Source organism: Mesorhizobium sp. M8A.F.Ca.ET.218.01.1.1, from assembly GCF_004791165.1.
Taxonomy (GTDB): domain Bacteria; phylum Pseudomonadota; class Alphaproteobacteria; order Rhizobiales; family Rhizobiaceae; genus Mesorhizobium.
The window spans coordinates 520,631-538,878 of the sequence record NZ_SRUZ01000001.1 but is presented as its reverse complement, the minus strand read 5'-3'; the positions used below and the strand labels follow the sequence as shown (position 1 = coordinate 538,878).

The 18,248-nt window shown below is 64.4% G+C and carries 18 protein-coding genes; 2 read left to right on the top strand and 16 right to left on the bottom strand.

Features of this window, described 5'->3' with window-relative positions; translation table 11 throughout:
- Positions 1 to 163: 163 nt before the first annotated feature.
- From EN861_RS02615 to EN861_RS02605, 3 genes are all read right to left on the bottom strand, one after another.
- The gene (locus EN861_RS02615; RefSeq protein WP_127870696.1) at positions 164 to 961 is read right to left on the bottom strand and encodes an ABC transporter substrate-binding protein; all 798 of its coding nucleotides are present in this window, start codon (positions 959 to 961) and stop codon (positions 164 to 166) included.
- A gap of 93 nt (positions 962 to 1,054) precedes the next feature.
- Positions 1,055 to 1,219: a hypothetical protein gene (locus EN861_RS02610; RefSeq protein ID WP_167531461.1), complete on the bottom strand. Its 165-nt coding sequence runs from the start codon at positions 1,217 to 1,219 to the stop codon at positions 1,055 to 1,057.
- Positions 1,220 to 1,382: 163 nt separating this feature from the next.
- Positions 1,383 to 2,159, bottom strand: a complete 777-nt coding sequence (locus EN861_RS02605) for an HpcH/HpaI aldolase/citrate lyase family protein (protein WP_135862177.1) — start codon at positions 2,157 to 2,159, stop codon at positions 1,383 to 1,385.
- A gap of 123 nt (positions 2,160 to 2,282) precedes the next feature.
- Between EN861_RS02605 and EN861_RS02600 the strand changes: the two genes are divergently transcribed.
- Complete coding sequence (locus EN861_RS02600) at positions 2,283 to 3,374, top strand: LLM class flavin-dependent oxidoreductase (protein ID WP_135862174.1); 1,092 nt, start codon at positions 2,283 to 2,285, stop codon at positions 3,372 to 3,374.
- Between the two features lie 23 nt (positions 3,375 to 3,397).
- Here the strand turns inward: EN861_RS02600 and EN861_RS02595 are convergent, their stop codons facing one another.
- The 13 genes from EN861_RS02595 to EN861_RS02530 form a co-directional block, all read right to left on the bottom strand.
- A complete protein-coding gene (locus EN861_RS02595; RefSeq protein WP_127275967.1) occupies positions 3,398 to 3,793 on the bottom strand; it encodes a RidA family protein in 396 nt (131 codons plus the stop codon).
- Between the two features lie 75 nt (positions 3,794 to 3,868).
- On the bottom strand, positions 3,869 to 5,017 hold the full coding sequence (locus EN861_RS02590; RefSeq protein ID WP_135862960.1) for an acyl-CoA dehydrogenase family protein: 1,149 nt from the start codon (positions 5,015 to 5,017) through the stop codon (positions 3,869 to 3,871).
- A 231-nt stretch (positions 5,018 to 5,248) separates the two neighbouring features.
- A complete protein-coding gene (locus EN861_RS02580; protein ID WP_135862172.1) occupies positions 5,249 to 6,061 on the bottom strand; it encodes an enoyl-CoA hydratase family protein in 813 nt (270 codons plus the stop codon).
- Positions 6,058 to 6,528: a MarR family transcriptional regulator gene (locus EN861_RS02575; protein ID WP_127275964.1), complete on the bottom strand. Its 471-nt coding sequence runs from the start codon at positions 6,526 to 6,528 to the stop codon at positions 6,058 to 6,060. Before EN861_RS02575 ends, EN861_RS02580 begins: the two co-directional genes overlap by 4 nt.
- Positions 6,522 to 7,295, bottom strand: a complete 774-nt coding sequence (locus EN861_RS02570; protein WP_135862170.1) for an SDR family NAD(P)-dependent oxidoreductase — start codon at positions 7,293 to 7,295, stop codon at positions 6,522 to 6,524. Before EN861_RS02570 ends, EN861_RS02575 begins: the two co-directional genes overlap by 7 nt.
- Positions 7,292 to 9,586, bottom strand: a complete 2,295-nt coding sequence (locus EN861_RS02565) for a bifunctional salicylyl-CoA 5-hydroxylase/oxidoreductase (RefSeq protein WP_135862168.1) — start codon at positions 9,584 to 9,586, stop codon at positions 7,292 to 7,294. The genes EN861_RS02570 and EN861_RS02565 overlap by 4 nt, the downstream gene beginning before the upstream one ends.
- 143 nt (positions 9,587 to 9,729) lie before the next feature.
- Positions 9,730 to 10,329, bottom strand: coding sequence for a VOC family protein (locus EN861_RS02560; RefSeq protein ID WP_135862166.1), 600 nt, complete (start codon positions 10,327 to 10,329; stop codon positions 9,730 to 9,732).
- Positions 10,330 to 10,406: 77 nt separating this feature from the next.
- Entirely contained in the window at positions 10,407 to 11,237 is an 831-nt protein-coding gene (locus EN861_RS02555; protein WP_135862163.1) for an ATP-binding cassette domain-containing protein, read from the bottom strand.
- A complete protein-coding gene (locus tag EN861_RS02550) occupies positions 11,230 to 12,108 on the bottom strand; it encodes an ABC transporter ATP-binding protein (RefSeq protein WP_127275959.1) in 879 nt (292 codons plus the stop codon). The genes EN861_RS02555 and EN861_RS02550 overlap by 8 nt, the downstream gene beginning before the upstream one ends.
- A complete protein-coding gene (locus tag EN861_RS02545; protein ID WP_135862161.1) occupies positions 12,105 to 12,953 on the bottom strand; it encodes an ABC transporter permease in 849 nt (282 codons plus the stop codon). The genes EN861_RS02550 and EN861_RS02545 overlap by 4 nt, the downstream gene beginning before the upstream one ends.
- Positions 12,946 to 13,953, bottom strand: coding sequence for an ABC transporter permease (locus EN861_RS02540; RefSeq protein WP_135862159.1), 1,008 nt, complete (start codon positions 13,951 to 13,953; stop codon positions 12,946 to 12,948). The genes EN861_RS02545 and EN861_RS02540 overlap by 8 nt, the downstream gene beginning before the upstream one ends.
- A gap of 90 nt (positions 13,954 to 14,043) precedes the next feature.
- Positions 14,044 to 15,570, bottom strand: a complete 1,527-nt coding sequence (locus EN861_RS02535) for an ABC transporter substrate-binding protein (protein ID WP_135862157.1) — start codon at positions 15,568 to 15,570, stop codon at positions 14,044 to 14,046.
- Positions 15,571 to 15,682: 112 nt separating this feature from the next.
- Entirely contained in the window at positions 15,683 to 17,257 is a 1,575-nt protein-coding gene (locus tag EN861_RS02530) for an NAD(P)/FAD-dependent oxidoreductase (protein ID WP_135862155.1), read from the bottom strand.
- Between the two features lie 118 nt (positions 17,258 to 17,375).
- On the opposite strand from EN861_RS02530, the gene EN861_RS02525 reads away from it, so the two are divergent.
- Positions 17,376 to 18,167: a cyclase family protein gene (locus EN861_RS02525; protein ID WP_127275955.1), complete on the top strand. Its 792-nt coding sequence runs from the start codon at positions 17,376 to 17,378 to the stop codon at positions 18,165 to 18,167.
- The last annotated feature ends 81 nt before the right edge of the window (positions 18,168 to 18,248 follow it).

Below are 18,248 nucleotides of genomic sequence, written 5' to 3'. Positions count from 1 at the left end.
GAGCATTCCCGAACGGTGTTGCGTCATCTGACGCCAGAGCCCGACCCGGAATATCAAGATCGGCTTTGCCGAACGGATGCTGGTCCCGGGAAGGTTATGCGTGAAAACGGCACGTGCCGACCCTTTTTGGAGCCGGCACGCCTTCCGTCCTGTCGGCCGCAGCTCAGGCCTTGGGCAGCGGCATTTCCTTGACGGTCGAGGAATCGGCCGGGGCGTCGCTGCCGAACCACTTCTTGTGGATCGCGGCCAGCGTGCCGTCCTTCTTCATCGCCGTCAGCGCGTCGTTGAGCTTGCCGAGCAGCGGATGGTCCTTGGTCATCATCAGGCCGTACTGCTCGCCGGTCTTGATGCGCTGCTTGACCTTCAGGTCCTTCATCTTGGTGAAGGAATATTCCATGCCGGGAATGTCGCTGACGGCGGCGTCGATGCGGCCGGCGCTGAGGTCGAGCAGCAGGTTCTGCTGCGTGTCATAGCCCTTCACGTCGCTGAAGCCGTCGGCTTCCTGGTGCGCCTTGACCCAGGTCTCGCCGGTCGAGCCGGAGAGCACGCCAACGATCTTGCCCTTGAGGTCGGCCTCGGCGTTGACCGCGCTGTCGGTCTTGGTGGCGATGCCCATGTCGGAATCATAATAGGGCTGGGTGAAGGACTGCGACTTCAGCCGCTCCGGCGTGATCGTGATCGACGAGATGGCGACGTCGATACGCTTCGAGGTGGTCGCGGCGAACAGTGCCTGGAAGCCGAGATCGGCGATGTCGGTTGTCATGCCGACGCGCTTGGCCGCCTCGTTGACGATGTCGACCTCAAAACCTTCGAAGGTGCCGCTCTCGTTCTTGTATTCGAAGGGCGGATTGGTCGGGTAGGCGCCGACATTGAGCACATCGGCGGCGAAGGCGGTTGCCGGTCCAGCGGCGATGCCGATTGCCGCGGCGAAAAGGATGAGATTGCGACGGTTGAGCTTCATTGGTGGTCCCTCTGGGGTGTTCCCTCTGGTTGTTGATCGAGCGGGCTGCCCCGCACGGTTTCTTGCCGTCCCGCCTCCCAGCGGGGCGTCAATTCATGTGGCGACCATGCGCTCGGCCGTGGCCGCGATCTGGTCGCGGTCGCCTTCACGCGCAGGCACGGCAAGGTTGGTCTCGGTATGCAGGTCGCGGATCCGGGCGCGGACGCGATCGAAGGCACAGCGCGCGCTGGACGATGACTGGGGCAGCACAAACGACAAAGGACTGAAACCCCTCCCACCCGGAGCACCCGCGATGAGCTGCCCGGAAACCCTCCAGCCCGACAGTCTCCATCGATCTTGAATGCTTATCCAAAGTGCGGCGCTTTTCAAGGTAAAAGTTTTAAGCTTAAAAAAGTTTCCCGGCTTGCTGCTCGACTGGGCGCTAGCGCGGGTCTTTCCGCGCCAGTTCCGCCCGGGCGGCGGCATAATTGGCCGCGCCGCCCGCACCGAGAAACATCGTGTCGCTGGCCAGGACGAAAAAGCTGGCGCCGACGGCTGCCCATTGGCCGACGGTTTGCGGGCTGGCGCAAAATATGCCGGAGGCCTTGCCGTGCGCGATCGTCACGCCGATGATCCTGCGGATCGCAGCCGCGAGCTTGTCGGCGCCCTTCGGTCCGATCGCATCGATCGACACGGAGAGATCGCCGGGGCCGACGAAGATCACGTCGACGCCGTCGACATCGGCGATCGCCTCGATGTTGGCCAACCCCTCAGCGGTTTCGACCTGGACCGCCACGACGATCCTGTCATTGGCGCCGGCCAGATATTCGGGAATGCGATAGCCATAACCGGCAGCGCGGCCGGGTCCGACGCCGCGTTCGCCCAGCGGCGGATAACGCGATGCCGTCACCGCCATCGCAGCTTGGGCCGGTGTCGAGACGCGTGGCACCAGCACGCCTTGCGCGCCGCTGTCCAATGCCGCCTGGATGGCTTCGGGCGCATGGCCGGGAACGCGCACCATCGCCGGCACACGGTGGACATCGGCTGCGCGTATCATCGTTTCGACGATGTCGCGCGAGATCTGCGCGTGCTCCCAGTCGATGCAGAGGAAGTCGAGGCCGGACAGCGCCATCACCTCGACCGCGACGGGATGCGGAATGGCGCAGAAGGACCCGACGAGGCTGGTCTTGCCGATGCATTTCTGGCGGAACTCGTTCATGCCGATCCCTTCTCTCATCCCGCCAAGTTCATATCGGCAAACTAGTGCGACGCGAAGCTATTTCAGGCTTGAAATATTTTCGCGCGGGCCTAGCCTACGGCCTCCCGCCCGCGAGTTCCCGAGATGATCAAAGCACATCCGTTGCACGGCTCCAACAAACTCAAGCTTGGCGTCTTCTCGACCAACGCCGATGGCGGTCTTGCCATATCGGATGTGCCGGAGCGCTGGACGGCGAGCTGGCAGGACAATCTGACGGCCGCCCAGATCGCCGACCGCGCAGGGCTGGAGTTCATGTTGCCGATCGCACGCTGGCGTGGCTTTGGCGGCCGCAACAAGGTGCGTGAATCGTCGTTCGAGACCTTCACCTGGGCGGCGGCGCTCAGCGTGGCCACCGACCGCATCGGCCTGTTCATGACCGTGCACGTGCCGCTTGTGCACCCGCTCTATGCCGCCAAGGCGCTGGCGACCGTCGACCACATCAGCCAGGGCCGTGCCGGTTTGAACATCGTCTGCGGCTGGAACCCGAAGGAATTCGGCATGTTCGGCACACCGCTGGTCGAGAAGGGTTACGACCAGGCGGCCGAATGGATCGAAATTCTGGAGAAGCTCTACGCGTCGGCGGAGCCGCTCGAGTATCAAGGCACCTATTATCACCTCAAGGAGGCGGTCAGCCGGCCGGCCAGCCTGCAGCTTCCGCGCCCGGTGACCATGAACGCCGCTTTCGGCGGCCCGGGCCGCGATTTCGCCGCCGCCAGATGCGATTATCTGTTTACGACCTTCTCCGAAATGGCCGACGCCGGCAAGCATGTCGCCGACATCAGCGAGCGGGCCGACAAGGTTGGCCGGGAGGTCGGCGTCTACACCGTGGCACATGTCGTCTGCCGCCCGACCATGGAAGAGGCGCAGGCCTATTACAGGCGCTATGCCGTCGATCTGGCGGATCACGAGGCGGTCGATGCGCATATGGCCGGCAAGAAGGAATTCTCGCAATCCCATGACCCGCATGCCTATGACGCATACCGGCAGCGTTTTGCCGGCGGCGCAGGCACCTATCCGCTGGTTGGAACGCCGCAAACGATTGCCGCCGACATGGCCGCCATTGCCGCGCACGGCTATCAGGGCATCGCCCTGTCCTTCGTCAACTACACTCAGGAGCTGCCTTACTTCTGCGACCACGTGCTGCCGCTGCTCAGGCAAGCCGGCCTTCGCGAATAAGATATTCCGGGGATGCGAATTCTTTATTCCGGAATAACGGCGGTGGCCTGGATCTCCACCTTGGCGCGGTCCTCCACCAGCGCCACCACCTGCATGGCGGCCATTGCCGGAAAATGCCGGCCGATCACTTCGCGATAGGCCTCGCCAATCCCCTTGAGATTGCCGAGATATTCGGCCTTGTCGGTGAAATACCAGGTCATCGAGGTGATGTGCCGTGGCTCCGCGCCGGCCTCGGCCAGCACCGCGACGATGTTCTGGAGGGTCTGCCGCACCTGGCCGGCGAAATCGTCGGTCTCGAACTGGCATTGCCCGTTCCAGCCGACCTGGCCGCCGACGAAGACGAGCTTGCCGCGCGCCGCCACGCCGTTGGCGTAGCCGACGGGTTTTGCCCAGCCTTCCGGCTGCAGGATCTCGTGCATGTCGTCTCTCCGCTATCCAATATCGGGTCCGCAATATCCGTGTCGAAAACAATTCAGTCCGTGGTCACGACCCGTTCAGGCCGCGCCCATCACTTGCCGCGCGATCACCACCTTCTGCACGTCCGAAGCGCCCTCATAGATGCGCAGCGCGCGGATTTCGCGATACAGGCTCTCGACGATGTGGCCTTTGCGGACACCGTCGCCGCCATGCAGTTGCACCGCTTTGTCGATCACCTCCTGCGCCTTGTCTGTGGCGAACAGCTTGGCCATCGCCGCCTCTCGGGTGACGCGGGCGGCGCCCATGTCCTTGGTCCAGGCGGCGCGGTAGACCAGCAGCGCCGCCGCATCGACGTCGAGGGCCATGTCGGCGATATGGCCCTGCACCATCTGCAACTCGGCCATCGGCGCGCCGAACAGCTTGCGCTCGGCCGCTCTGTTGATGCTTTCATCGAGCGCCCGGCGGGCAAAGCCGAGCGCTGCCGCACCGACCGTCGAGCGGAACACGTCGAGCACCGACATGGCGATGCGAAAGCCGTCGCCCGGCCTGCCGATCAGCGCCGAGGTGGGAACACGAACCTCGTCGAACGACAAACGCGCCAGCGGATGCGGCGCAATCACTTCCAGCCGCTCGGCAATGTCGAGGCCCTTGGCATCGCCCGGCACGATGAAGGCCGAGAGGCCCTTGGCGCCCGGCGCTTCGCCAGTGCGGGCAAAGACGACATAGAGATCGGCGATGCCACCATTCGAAATCCAGGTTTTTTCGCCGGTGAGAACATAGCTGTCGCCATGGCGGGTCGCCGTCATTTCCGTGTTGGCGACATCGGATCCGGAGCGCGGTTCCGACAGGGCGAAGGCGGAGATCGCCTTGCCGGCGCGCGTCTTAGCCAGCCATTGCCGCTGTTCCGGCGTGCCGAACAGGCTAAGCGCACCAGTGCCGAGCCCCTGCATGGCGAAAGCGAAATCGGCCAGCCCGTCATGGCGCGCCAGCGTCTCGCGCGTGATGCACAAGGAACGCACGTCGAGCGGGCCCGGATTGTCAGTGTCGACAGCCGTCGGCTTCAGCCAGCCATCGCGGCCAAGCATGGCCACCAGCTTGCGGCAGGCAGCGTCGATGTCACGATGATCGACGGGGAGGTTCTTGGCGCACCAGGCGTCGAGGTGTTCTGCGAGCTCGCGATGGCGGTCTTCGAAGAACGGCCAGGCGAGGAAGGAGCGGTCAGGCATGGTTGCCTCCGCAGCTCTGCGAGGTTTGCGCTCTACGGCGCCCCCCTCTGTCCTGCCGGACATCTCCCCCACAAGGGGGGAGATTGGCGGTTTCGACGCCCCGCTCGTCCTTGCGACGTTGAAAATTGGCGAAAGCGGTGATGACAGCCAATCTCCCCCCAAGTGGGGGAGATGTCCGGCAGGACAGAGGGGGGCGCTGTCCCGCCAACGTCTCTAATAATCCACCCATCCTCAATTCCCCTCGAACACCGGCTTTTCCTTGGCCACAAAAGCCCGATACGCCCGCTCGAAATCGCGGGTCTGCATGCAGATCGCCTGCGCCTGCGCTTCCGCCTCGATCGCCTGGTCGAGGCCCATCGACCATTCCTGGTTGAGCTGCGTCTTGGTGATGCCGTGGGCGAAGGTCGGGCCCGAGACGATGCGGGCCGCCATCTCCAGCGCGTCGGCCTCGAGCGCCGCCGCATCGACCAGCCTGTTGTAGAAGCCCCAGCGCTCGCCTTCGGCCGCCGTCATCGTGCGCCCGGTGTACAGCAGTTCGGCGGCGCGGCCCTGGCCGATGATGCGCGGCAGGATCGCGCAGGCGCCCATGTCGCAGCCGGCAAGGCCCACCCGTGTGAACAGAAATGCGGTCTTGGCCTCCTGCGTCGCGATGCGGATGTCGGAGCTCATGGCGATGATGGCGCCGGCGCCGACCGCCACGCCGTCAACCGCCGCGATGATCGGCTTGCCGCAATTGAGCATCGCCTTGACGAAATCGCCGGTCATGCGGGTGAAGGCTAGGAGCTGCTTCATGTCCATCTTGACCAGCGGGCCGATGATGTCGTGGACATCGCCGCCGGAGCAGAAATTGCCGCCATTGGACAGGAACACCACGGCGTCGACATCGTCGGCATAGACAAGATCGCGGAACGTGTCGCGCAACTCGGCATAGCTGTCGAAGGTCAGCGGGTTCTTGCGCTCAGGCCGGTCGAGCCGGACCTTGGCGATCCGGCCCTCGACCTCCCACAGGAAATGCTTCGGCTTGCGGCCGGCCATTGCAGTCATTCGCGTCCCTCCCAGTTGCTGCGGAACGAGGTCAGCATGCCGGTCAGCCGGCGGGCATCCTCCTCGCTGACCTTGCCCAGCAATTCACCGATCCAGCCCTCATGCGCGGCGGCGATGGTGGCAAAGGACTTGGTGCCCTCCTCGGTCAACCGCACCATCGAGGTGCGGCGGTCGCCATTGCGGCGCGCACGGGCCACCAGTCCTTCGGAAACCAGACGGTCGACGATGCCGGTGACATTGCCGTTGGAGACCAGCAGGAAGCGCGAGAGGTCGCTCATCAGCATGCCTTCCGGCGCCCGGTAGAGTGCTGCCATGACGTCGAAGCGCGGCAGCGTCGTATCGAATTCCTTCTTCAGCCGCTCGCGCAACTCGGCCTCGATCGTGCGCGAGGCGCGCAGCAGCCTGATCCAAAGACGCAGCCGGTCCTTGCCGGGTCCCGATGGCACGGGCAGGGGGCCGGCTACCATGTTTCACCTCCCGAGATCGAAATCGCCTGTCCGGTGATCGACGCCGCAGCATTGCCGCACAGCCAGAGCACGGCGGCGGCAATTTCTTGCGGCTGGATGAAGCGGCCCTGCGGATTGGTCGAGGCCAGGCTCGCCCGTGCCTCGTCAGCCGAGCGTCCGGTCTTTTCGACGATGCGCTGGATGGACTCCTCCAGCATGTCGGTCTCGACGAAGCCAGGACACACCGCATTGACGGTGACGCCGGATTTCGCCGTCTCGGCGGCAAGCGCCCGCATCAGGCCGACGACGCCGTGCTTGGCCGCCACATAGGGCGCGACATAGGCGTAGCCTTTCAGACCGGCGGTCGAGGCGATGAAGACGATGCGGCCTGCCTTGCGCGCGGCCATGCCGGCCAGCGCCGGCTTCACCGTCAGGAAGGCTCCGGTCAAATTGACGTCGAGCGTCCGCTGCCAGTCGGCAAGCGTCGTCTTGTGCGCCGGCGTGCTGCCGGCCATGCCGGCATTGGCGACGACGATGTCGAACGGTCCGCGCGCGGCCCCCGCCTGCGTGTAGAGCCCGGCCATCGCCGCCTCATTGGTGACGTCGGCGGCAATGCCATGGATGCGGTCGTTTTCGCTGGCAACCTTCGCGAGTTCAGCTTCGCGACGCCCACATATGGTCACGTCGACACCAGCCTCGGCTAACGCCAGCGCGATGGCCCGGCCGACGCCGGATCCGCCGCCGGTGACCAGCGCGTGCTTGCCGGGAATCGTCGTCGCGGCCGTCATACTTTCAGCCCCGCCGCCGCATCGCGCTCGGCCAGCCGGTAGATTTGGTCGCGTCCGGGCAGATAGGGATCCGGCCATTTGACGCCACGGTCGCCGAGCGTCACCGCCGCATGCAGCGTCCAATAGGGATCCGCGAGATGCGGCCGTGCCAGCGCGACCAGATCGGCGCGGCCGGCCATCAGGATCGAATTGACATGGTCTGGCTCGTAGATGTTGCCGACAGCCATCGTCGCCATGCCGACTTCGTTGCGGATGCGGTCCGAAAACGGTGTCTGGAACATGCGTCCGTAGACCGGCTTTGCCAGGGCCGAGGTCTGGCCGGCCGAGACGTCGCAGATGTCGACGCCGGCCTCGTGCAGCCGCCGCGCGATCTCGACGGCATCTGCCGGCGTCACGCCTTCGATCCCGACCCAGTCATTGGCCGAAATGCGCACCGAGATCGGTTTTCCCGCCGGCCAGGCGGCGCGCACCGCACGGAAGATTTCCAGGGGATAGCGCATGCGGTTTTCCAGCGAACCGCCATAGGCGTCCGTGCGCCGGTTGGTGACCGGCGTGATGAAAGACGACAGGAGGTAGCCGTGCGCGGCGTGGATTTCGAGCATGTCGAAGCCGCAGCGATCGGCCATTTCGGCCGAGGCGACGAATTCGTCGCGCACTCTGTCCATGTCGGCGCGATCCATGGCCTTCGGAACCTGGTTCTGCGGCGACCAGGCAATCGCCGAGGCCGCCATGACAGGCCAATTGCCGGAGGCGAGCGGCACGTCGGTGCCTTCCCAGCCGACACGGGTCGAGCCCTTGGCGCCGGAATGGCCGATCTGGGCGCAGATCTTTGCTTCCGTCTCGGCATGGACGAAGTCGACCAGCCGCTTCCAAGCCACCTCATGGTCGGGCGCGTAGAAGCCGGGGCAGCCGGGCGTGATGCGGCCCTCCGGGCTGACGCAGGTCATCTCGATATAGACAAGCCCGGCGCCGCCCTTGGCGCGCTCGGCGTAGTGGGTGAAATGCCAGTCGGTCGGGCAGCCGTCGACGGCCTTGTACTGCGCCATCGGCGAAACCACGACGCGGTTGTTGAGGACCATGTCGCGCAGCTTGAAGGGCGCGAACATCGGCGCCCGGCGCAGCCTGTTGCCGCCGGCACCGGCCTGGCGCTGAAACCACTCTTCCGCGCCGCCCAGCCATTCGGCATCGCGCAGCCGCAAATTCTCGTGGCTGATGCGTTGCGAACGGGTCAAGAGCGAATAGTTGAACTGCACCGGATCGAGGCCGAGATAGCGCTCGACCTCCTCGAACCATTCCAGAGAATTGCGCGCCGCCGATTGCAGCTTCAGCACCTCGGTGCGGCGAGCGTCCTCATACTTGCGGAACGCGGCCTCGAGGTCCGGTTCGGTCTCGACATAGTCGGCCAGCGCCACCGCGCTTTCCAGGGCGAGTTTGGTGCCGGAGCCGATCGAGAAATGCGCCGAGGCCGCGGCGTCGCCCATCAGCGCCAGATTCTTGTAGGACCAGCGCTCGCACAGCACGCGCGGGAAATTGATCCAGGCCGAGCCCCTGATGTGGTTGGCGTTGGTCATCAGCGCATGGCCGCCAAGATGTTTGGCGAAGATGCGCTCGCAGACCGCGATGGACTCCTGCTGCGACATCGCGCCGAAGCCGAAGGCGGCCCAGGTCTGTTCGCTGCACTCGACGATGAAGGTCGCGGTCTCGCTGTCGAACTGGTAGGCGTGCGCCCACACCCAGCCATGCTCGGTCTTTTCGAAGATGAAGGTGAAGGCGTCGTCGAATTTCTGGTTGGTGCCGAGCCAGACGAACTTGCATTTGCGCGTGTCGATGTCGGGTTTGAAGATGTCGACGAAGGTGTTGCGCGCTCTGGAGTTCAGCCCGTCGGCGGCGACGACCAGATCATGCGTGTCCATATAGGGTTTTGGGTCGGCAATGTCGGTTTCGAACATCAGCTTGACGCCGAGTTCGCGCGCGCGCCGCTGCAAGAGCACCAGCAGGCGCTTGCGGCCGATGCCGCAGAAGCCGTGGCCCGACGAGACCGTGCGCACGCCGTCATGGATGACGGCGATGTCGTCCCAATAGGCGAAATGCTTCTTGATCCAGACGGCGCTGACGGGATCATTCTCAGCAAGATTATCGAGCGTCTCGGCCGACAGCACGACGCCCCAGCCGAACGTATCGTCGGCGCGGTTGCGCTCGAAAACCGTCACGTCGTGTGCGGCGTCCCTCAGTTTCATCGAAATGGCAAAGTAGAGGCCGGCTGGTCCGCCGCCGAGAACCGCAACCTTCATCTGTGCGATCTCCTCTTCGCTTGCTATGCCTCAGTATCGCGCCGGAGGTCAGATATTTCAAGCTTAAAGTTTTATGTCGAAATGATTAGGCGGGGATTGCGTGGCGCGCTTGCGTGACGTCCCTGCAAGCGCGCCGCGGGAGATCATTTCTCCGGGTTCTTCGGGCTCCACAGCACGGTCTCGGCACCCTTCTCATAGGCCATGCCAGAGGGATAGCTGATGGCTTCCAGTTGCAAGCCCCAGGGCGCCTGGAAATAGAGGATGGTCTGGCCGGCGGCGGGCCCTTCCTTGACCGGCAGCGGCCCCATCCTGGTCTTGACGCCCTTGGCGTCGAGATAGGTTTTCGCGGCGGCGACGTCATCGACATAGAAGGCGATGTGGAAGCCGCCTATATCGCTGTTCTTCGGCGTCAGATCCTTCTGGTCCGGCGCCGTGTATTTGAACAGCTCGATGTTCGATCCGCTGCCGCAACGCACCATCGTGATCTGCTCGATCACCGCCTTCGGGTCGACACCCAGCACATCCTGCATGAAGGTGCCCTTGTCGTCGGCGAACGGTCCGAACGACATCGCCTTCTTGCAGCCCACGACTTCGGTGAAGAAGTCGACCGCCTGCTTCATGTCGGGAACCGTGATGCCGGTGTGGTCGTGGCCGCGCATGCCAGGGATCGTATCCGCCGCCGCAGCTCCCATCGAGCCGAGCAGGATCGCGGCGAGCATCGTGCCGCGGGTTGCGTAGTTCATGTTACCCTCCGTTCGCGGGCTGATTTCGCCCCCATGCACGTCCGAGGCCCGCTCTTCGGCGTGCGGGATGAAAAGTCTTATGCCGGCGCCTTCGCGGGCGGCCGCAGCCAGTCCGCGTCGATCTCGGGAAGCGGAATGGCTGCAAGCAGGTCTCGCGTGTAAGTCTCCTTGGGATTGTCGAACAGCGCATCCGTGGCGCTCGCCTCGACGATGCTGCCTTCGCGCATGACGATCACCTGTTGGCACAGCCGCCGGATCACCGACAGATCGTGGCTGATGAAGGCGACCGTCAGGCCCATCTCCGCCGCGAGCTTCTCCAGCAAGGTGAGGATCTGCGCCTGCGTCGAGACGTCGAGCCCGGAGACGATCTCGTCGGCCAGCACGAATTTCGGCGACAGCGCCAGCGCGCGCGCAATGCCGACGCGCTGGCGCTGGCCGCCCGACAGCTGGTGCCGGTAGCGGCTGGCGAAGCTTTGCGGCAGGCCGACGCGTTGCAGTGCCTCGGCGACGCGGGATTTCAGATTGTCGCCAAGCCCATTCTGTTTCAGCGGCGCGGCAATGATGCTGGCAATGGTGCGGCGCGGGTTGAGCGATGACATCGGATCCTGGAAGATCATCTGCAGGTCGCGGCGCAGCGGCCGCAGCGCCGCCTCCGGCAGGTGGATGATGTCACGCCCCTCGAAACGGATGCTGCCGGCGCTCGGCTCCAGCAGCCGGACCAAAGCGCGACCAAGCGTCGATTTTCCGGATCCGGATTCACCGACGATGCCGGTGACAGAGCCCTTGGGCAGGTCGAAATCCAGGCCTTTTAGGATCTCGACCAGCGGCGCGCGGCCGATAAGCGGCTTGCGCGTCATGTCGGGCAGCGCGACCTTCAGCCCGCGCACGGAAAACAGCGGCTCAGCCATGCGGGCGCCTCCAGGCCTGGTCGGCTGCCGCGATCTCGGCCGCAAGTCCGGCCAGCACCGTCTCGTCCACTGGTTTCAGCGAAGCGAACGGATCGGTATAGCGTGGCGTCGCAGCCATCAGCGCCCGGGTGTACGGATGCCGAGGTGCAGCGAAGAGATCAGCGGTTTCCGCCTCTTCCACCACCTTGCCGGCATAGAGCACCGACACTTTCTGGCTGATCTTGGCGACGACGCCGAGGTCATGGGTGACGAACAGGATCGCGGTGCCGTGCTCGCGCTGCAACGCGGCGATCAGCCGAAGGATCTGCTTCTGCACGGTGACATCGAGCGCCGTGGTCGGCTCGTCGGCGACGATCAGCCGTGGCTCGGCGGCAAAGGCGGCGGCAATCAGCACGCGTTGGCGCATGCCGCCGGACAGTTCGTGCGGATAGCTCTTCAGCACCCGGTCCGGGTCGCGGATCTGTACCTCGTCCAGCAATTGCCTGACACGCTTGTCCGCCTTGTCGCCGCTCCAACCCAGGATGCGCACCAGCCGGTCGGTCATCTGCGGACCGATGCGGCGCGAGGGGTTGAGCGCGGTCAGCGGGTCCTGCGGGATCAGCGCCGTGCGTGCGCCGATCAGCGTGCGCCGCGCCTTGGGCTGGAGTTTGCCGAGGTCTTCGCCCTCGAGCCTCATGTCGCCTTCGACGATGCGCACGCTCGACGGCAGGACGCCCAGCACCGCCTTGCCGATCATCGTCTTGCCGGCGCCGCTTTCGCCGACCAGCGCGCGCACCTCGCCGGGTTGCACGGTGAGCGAAACAGAGCGCAGCACGCGCTGGCCGTTGGCCAGCACCGCGCTCAGATTGGCGATATCGAGACAGGCACTCATCGCAGCACCGGATCGAAACGCGTCTTCAGTGCTTCGCCGAACTGGCTGAACGACAGCACAGTGAGGATCAGCGTGATCAGCGGAAACACCAGCACCCACCAGGCTTGATGGATCGACAGCCGGCCTTCGGCGATGATGCCGCCCCAGGTCGGGTCGTCGGTCGCGATCGACAGATTGACGAAGGACAGGATCGCCTCGACGATGACGGCGATGCCCATTTCCAGCGACAGCAGCGCAACGATCGACGGCACCACGTTGGGCAGCACCTCGCGCAGCATGATGCCGATGCGGCCATAGCCGGCGATGCGGGCATTCTCGACATAGTCCATGCGCGACTGGCCCATGGCTTCGGCGCGGATGACCCGGCAGAAGCGCGTCCAGTCGATGATGGCGATGGCGAGAATGACGGAGCTCAAGCCGGTACCGAGCACGGCGACCAGCAGAATGGCGAAAAGCACCGGCGGGAACGCCATCCAGATGTCAACGATGCGCGAGATGATGCGATCCGCCCAGCCGCCGAAATAGCCCGCGATCAGTCCCAGCACCGAGCCGACGAGGCAGGCGGCGATGGCCGCCGCGAAAGCAACGATGAAGGCGATGCGGCCCCCGAAAATCAGGCGCGAGAGCAGATCGCGGCCGAGGCTGTCGGTGCCAAGCCAATAGCCGGGCTCGGCGCCATCGAGCCAGAACGGCGGCAGGCGCTCCAGCATCAAATCCTGCGCCAGCGGATCCTGCGGCGCCACCAGCGGCGCGAAGATCGCGGCCAGCAGTGCCAGCAGCAGCCAGCCGCCGGCAAGCCACAGCCTCGGGCTCAGTCCGCGTCGCGAGATGCGTGCCTCATCCATGGCGCAACCTCGGATTGAGCAGCGCATACATCATGTCGACGACGAGGTTGATCAGCACGAACAGCAGCGCGAACACCAGCACGATGCCCTGGATCAGCGGCAGGTCGCGGTTGATGACGGCATCGATCGCCATGTTGCCGAGCCCCTCATAGGAGAACAGCCGCTCGACGATGACCGTGCCGCCGATGAGGAAGGTGAATTGCACGCCGATCAGGGTCAGCGTCGGCAGCGCGGCGTTCTTCAGCGCCTCGCGCAGGATGACCTGCGTTTCCGAAAAGCCCTTGACCCGTGCCAGCACGACATAGTCGAGGTCGAGCACTTCCTTCAGCGACTGTTTGAGAAGCTGCGAGATGATCGCCGCCAGCGGCAGCGCCAAAGCCACGGCCGGCATCAGCATGTGCTTCAAGAGATCCCAGGTCAGGTCGAAGCGCAGTCGCAGCAGGCTCTCGAAGAAATAGAACTGCGTCACGAAGGGCAGGTCGAGTTGCGGCGACACGCGGCCCGAAATGTCGAAGATCGGCACCAGCACGCCGAACAGCAGGATCAGCACCAGGCCCCAGAGGAAGTCGGGGATGGAAAGGGCGGCGCCGCTCGCAATATCGATGCCGGCCTCGACCGCCGTGCCGCGTTCGCGCGCGCCGAGTATCGCCGTCGTGCCGCCGATCGCCACCGCCATGACGAGAGCGACGATGGCAAGTTCCAGCGTGGCCGGCAGCCGGTTGAAGACGAGGCCGAGCACGTCTTGCCGCAGCGAGATCGAGGTTCCGAAATCGCCCCTGGCGACACCGGACAGCCAGATGAAGAACTGCTGTACGATCGTCTTGTCGAGCCCGTACAGCGCGCGCAGTCGGGCGATGTCGTCATTGGTGGCGCCGGGCGGCAGCATCATGGCGATCGGATCGCCGGGCGCGACGCGGATGACGACAAAGACGACGACTGCCACGCCGAACAGCGTGATCAACATCGTCAGCAGACGAATCAGGAATCGTTGCAGGAGCATGTAAATCTTTGCAGGAGCCCGTGGGCTCGTATGCCCGATGGAAAATGCGCGCCGTCATTGGCGACGGCGCGCGGCAATTCCAGGCCGATATCAGGCCGGGGTCATCAAGGCCGGCAGCAGCGCGCCTGAGATGTGCTGGACGACTTTGACGCCCTTGGCATGCACGATCGGCTGCGCGTACTGCATCAGCGGCAGTACATAGGCCTGATCGGCGATGTATTTGTCGACCGCCTTCCAGCCGGCGATGCGCTTGGCCTCGTCTTTTTCTCCCCACAGCGGGTTGATCATGTCGATCAGGTCCTGGCTGTCCCAGACCGAATGCGGGCTCGGCCCATACATGGCAAAGCCGGTCGAGGTGGTCGGATCGCCAATGGCGTTGCCCCAATTGTAGAAGGCCGCGGGCGCGAGCTTGTCGGCGGCGCGCAGCTCGTAGTGCTTGGCGATCTCATAGACCTCGATCGTCGCCTCGATGCCGACCTTGCGCCACATGCCGACGATCGCTTGGATCATCTCATAGTCCTTGGGCTTGAAGCCCTTGGTCGTCTGGATGGTGAACTTGACCGGCTTTTCCGGCGAATAGCCTGAGGCGGCCAGCAGTTCCTTGGCCTTCTCAGGATTGTGCTCCACCTTGATCGAGGCATCGAAGGCCGCGTATTCCGGCGTTTCGAGCGTGGCGATCGGCTGGCCATAGCCGCGCAGCAGCCGCTTGACCAGAAGCTCCTTGTCCACCGCCATGACGGCTGCCTGGCGCACGTTCTTGTCCAGCATCGCTTCGATGTCGTTGAAGAAGATCATGCCGATGTCGGAAACATTCTTGATCGAGCCGGCAAGCCCGTCCTTGGCGATCAGCCGGTCATACTCCTCATAGGGGATTTCGAGCGTCACCTGCGAGGAACCGGATTCGATCTCGGCCACCCGGCTTGCCGCATCGGTGACGAACTTGATCGTCACATTCTCGAAGGCCGGCTTGCCGCCCCAATAGTCGGGATTGGCCTTCAGCCGCAGGAAAGCGTTGCGCTCGAATTTTTCCACCATGTAAGGGCCGGTGCCGATCGGCGCCTTCTCGAAGCCTTCGGCGCCGACCTTCTCGTAATAGGCCTTGGGCATGATGTAGCCGGTCAGGAACGACATCCACTTGAAATAGACTGGATCGAACTGCACGACGTCGCCAGTGATCTTGTTGCCGTCGATCTTGAAATTGTTGACGTTCTTCCAGACGAACTGGATCGGGTTGCCGGTCTTTTCGTCGCCCGCACGCTGCAGCGACCAGACGACGTCTTCCGGTGTGAAGGGCGAGCCGTCATGCCATTTCACGCCTTCGCGCACCGTCATCATGATCTTGGTGCGGTCGTCGTTCCAGCCCCATTCGGTCAGCAGGCCAGGCGCGAAGGACAGGTCCGGCTTCTGCGGGATGAATTGGTCGAACACCGATTGGTAGAGGCCCTGGATGGTCGGGTTGACGGCCGACGGTCCGGTGGTCGGATCCCAGGACGGCAGGTTGACATTGTAGGCGATGGTCAGTTCGCCGGCGGCCTGGGCAATCTTTGGCAGGCCGACGGCGGCCACGCCAAGTGCCGCGGCACTGTATCCCAGTAATTCGCGTCTGTTGATTGTCATGGTCGTTCCCCTTGTTGGTTTATTTGTCTTCGCGCAGCGTCTTCAGTTCATTGGTTCGGGTTTCGTCGGCAGCAGCGCCTTGCCTCTCGTCGCCTCCATAAAATCGTCTGGCCTACCTCCCGCCAAGCTGTTGCGCGAGCATGAAGCCCGAGGCGGCACCGGTGCCGGCGCCCGGCCATGTCGCGGCGCCGGTGAGATGCAGGTTGGCGACCGGCGTGTTCCAGCCGGCATAGCCGCGCGCCGGGCGGAACAGGAAATTCTGCGCCAGATGGTGGCTGCCGCAGACCTGGTCACCGCCGACGAGGTTCGGGTTCTCACGCTCGAGATCGATCGGCGAGAACACCGCGCGGCCAAGGATCTTTGCGTGCAGGCCGGGCGCGTAGGTCTCGATAATGTCGAGCACGCGCTCGGCATAGGCTTCCTTGACCTGGTCCCAATGTGCTGGCGCGATCTTGGCCGCGGCGTCGCCCGCGATTTCGGCGGGCAGCATGCGCACCTGTATCCACAGAACATGCTTGCCCTGCGGCGCCCGCGATGGGTCGATGGCGGTCGGCTGGCCGACGACCAGCACGGGTTCGTCCGGCAGCATGCCTGCCATCGCCTGCTGATAGGTGCGCGACATCTGGTCGAGCGAGGGGGACAGATGAACATAGGCGAACTGGCGCAACTCTGCCCCGGCGCGCCAGTCCGGCAGATCGTCCAGCGCCAGGTGGATCATCATCGTGCCCGGCGCGTGCCGGAATTTCTGCATCGCCGTGTCGAAGCCGGCGTTGCCGGAACCGCCAGGCAGCAGCTTGTCGGTCAGCGCCTTGGGCGCCACACCGGCAATGACCGCCTTGGCCGCCGTATGCGTCTCGCCGGAAGCGAGCCGCACGCCCGTCGCCTTGCCGCCGGAGACAGTGATCTCGGCGACATCGGCGCCGGTAATGATCCTGCCGCCGGCGGATGTCACCATGCCGGCCAGGGCCCGGATGATCGTATCGGCGCCGCCCTTGCCCAGCACCATGCCGAAACTCTGGTTGGCCATCGATTCCAGATAGGGAAACACGGCGCCGCCGGCGATGTCGGGCGCGAAGTCGAGATGCATGCCCCAGGTGGCGAGAGTCGCCCTGATATGTGGTGACTCGAAAGTCTCCTCCAGCCAGGCGCGTGGCGAGGACAACAGCAGTCGGCCGGTATCGAGCGCGCCGGAAACACCTTTCTTGCGCCACAGGTTCCAGGCGGTGCCCGCAAGCGCCCGGGCGCTCATCGGCGAGCCCAGCAGCTTGAACAAATGCCCGGCTTCGGCCGGGAAGGCGGCTACCAGCCTGCGCCATGTCGCGGCATCGGCGGCTGAAAAGGCCGCAACGCGGCTGGCGGTCTTTTCCAGATCGTTGCTGACCCCGAACCAGCGCCCATCCGGAAAGGCGCTGGCGAAACAATCGGCGGCCGGCGCGAATTCCAGCCCCTGCGCTTTCAATTCATTTGCATATTTCCGGTGGAAGGCGGAGCCGGCGAACAGGCTCAGATTCATCGCGCCGAAATCATGACGGAAGCCCGGAAGCGTGAATTCGCGGGTTTGCACCGCGCCGCCGATCGTTGCGCTGCGCTCGAAAACCCCGGTTTTCCAGCCCTTGAGCGCCAGATGCGCGGCGCATGCCAGACTGTTGTGGCCCGCCCCGACAAAGATGGCGTCGAACTCGCTCACGCCCCGTTCCCATTTCCTTTATGCTTAAAGATAATTGCAGATGCATATGTTTTCGTCTAGTAGGATATTAAGGGCCGAGACGAGCCTTGATCATGTCAGACAAGAGGGAACAGAGACCATGGACACCCAAAAACTTCTCGGCGAAGTCGCCGGCCAACTCCTTTCCGGCGCCATCAAGGTGGTCGACCTGACGGCGCCGCTCGGGCCGGACACACCGCTGATCAAGCTGCCGCCGGAACTTGCCGTCGATACGCCGAAGGTCGAGATCCACTCGATCTCCCGCTATGACAAGAACGGCCCATGGTGGGCGTGGAACTGGCTGAAGCTCGGTGAGCATTCCGGCACGCATTTCGACGCCCCGCAGCATTGGATCAGCGGCAAGGATTATCCGGACGGCGCCACCGACACCATTCCGGCGCAGAACTTCATCGGCCCGGTCAATGTCATCGACTGTTCGAAGGAGGCCGCCGCCGACCATGATTTCCTGCTCACCGTCGACCACATCAAGGCATGGGAAGCCAAGCATGGCGCGATCAACGCCGGCGAGTGGGTGGTGATGCGCACCGACTGGTACAAGCGCAACGGCTCGGAAGCCGAGTTCCTTAACGCCAACGAGACCGGCCCGCACACGCCCGGCCCGACGGCCGAAGCCATCCAGTTCCTGATCAGCAAGGACATCAAGGGCTGGGGCTCGGAGACGATAGGCACCGATGCCGGCAAGGCGGGCGGCATGGAGCCGCCATTCCCGGCGCACACGCTGATGCACAAGGCCAACCGCTACGGCCTGGCCAGCCTCTGCAACCTCGACCAGTTGCCGCCGAAAGGCGCGATCCTGATCGCGGCACCGCTCAAGATCGAGCACGGCACCGGCAGTCCGATCCGCGCACTGGCGCTGGTGGTTGGAAAATAGAGCGAGGTGGGTCTTCGGGAGAAGATCATGCAGCTTGGTGAGGCGATAGGGAGGCAGGATGGCGGCGTTAGCGCTCTACGG

Bases quoted from the DNA above. Each gene is read 5' to 3' on its own strand.
- EN861_RS02615 (WP_127870696.1), bottom strand. From the start codon at position 961: ATGAAGCTCAACCGTCGCAATCTCATCCTTTTCGCCGCGGCAATCGGC.
- EN861_RS02595 (WP_127275967.1), bottom strand. From the start codon at position 3,793: ATGCACGAGATCCTGCAGCCGGAAGGCTGGGCAAAACCCGTCGGCTAC.
- EN861_RS02605 (WP_135862177.1), bottom strand. From the start codon at position 2,159: ATGAACGAGTTCCGCCAGAAATGCATCGGCAAGACCAGCCTCGTCGGG.
- EN861_RS02535 (WP_135862157.1), bottom strand. From the start codon at position 15,570: ATGACAATCAACAGACGCGAATTACTGGGATACAGTGCCGCGGCACTT.
- EN861_RS02555 (WP_135862163.1), bottom strand. From the start codon at position 11,237: ATGGCTGAGCCGCTGTTTTCCGTGCGCGGGCTGAAGGTCGCGCTGCCC.
- EN861_RS02560 (WP_135862166.1), bottom strand. From the start codon at position 10,329: ATGAACTACGCAACCCGCGGCACGATGCTCGCCGCGATCCTGCTCGGC.
- EN861_RS02575 (WP_127275964.1), bottom strand. From the start codon at position 6,528: ATGGTAGCCGGCCCCCTGCCCGTGCCATCGGGACCCGGCAAGGACCGG.
- EN861_RS02600 (WP_135862174.1), top strand. From the start codon at position 2,283: ATGATCAAAGCACATCCGTTGCACGGCTCCAACAAACTCAAGCTTGGC.
- EN861_RS02590 (WP_135862960.1), bottom strand. From the start codon at position 5,017: ATGCCTGACCGCTCCTTCCTCGCCTGGCCGTTCTTCGAAGACCGCCAT.
- EN861_RS02540 (WP_135862159.1), bottom strand. From the start codon at position 13,953: ATGCTCCTGCAACGATTCCTGATTCGTCTGCTGACGATGTTGATCACG.
- EN861_RS02570 (WP_135862170.1), bottom strand. From the start codon at position 7,295: ATGACGGCCGCGACGACGATTCCCGGCAAGCACGCGCTGGTCACCGGC.
- EN861_RS02550 (WP_127275959.1), bottom strand. From the start codon at position 12,108: ATGAGTGCCTGTCTCGATATCGCCAATCTGAGCGCGGTGCTGGCCAAC.
- EN861_RS02565 (WP_135862168.1), bottom strand. From the start codon at position 9,586: ATGAAGGTTGCGGTTCTCGGCGGCGGACCAGCCGGCCTCTACTTTGCC.
- EN861_RS02545 (WP_135862161.1), bottom strand. From the start codon at position 12,953: ATGGATGAGGCACGCATCTCGCGACGCGGACTGAGCCCGAGGCTGTGG.
- EN861_RS02525 (WP_127275955.1), top strand. From the start codon at position 17,376: ATGGACACCCAAAAACTTCTCGGCGAAGTCGCCGGCCAACTCCTTTCC.
- EN861_RS02580 (WP_135862172.1), bottom strand. From the start codon at position 6,061: ATGACTGCAATGGCCGGCCGCAAGCCGAAGCATTTCCTGTGGGAGGTC.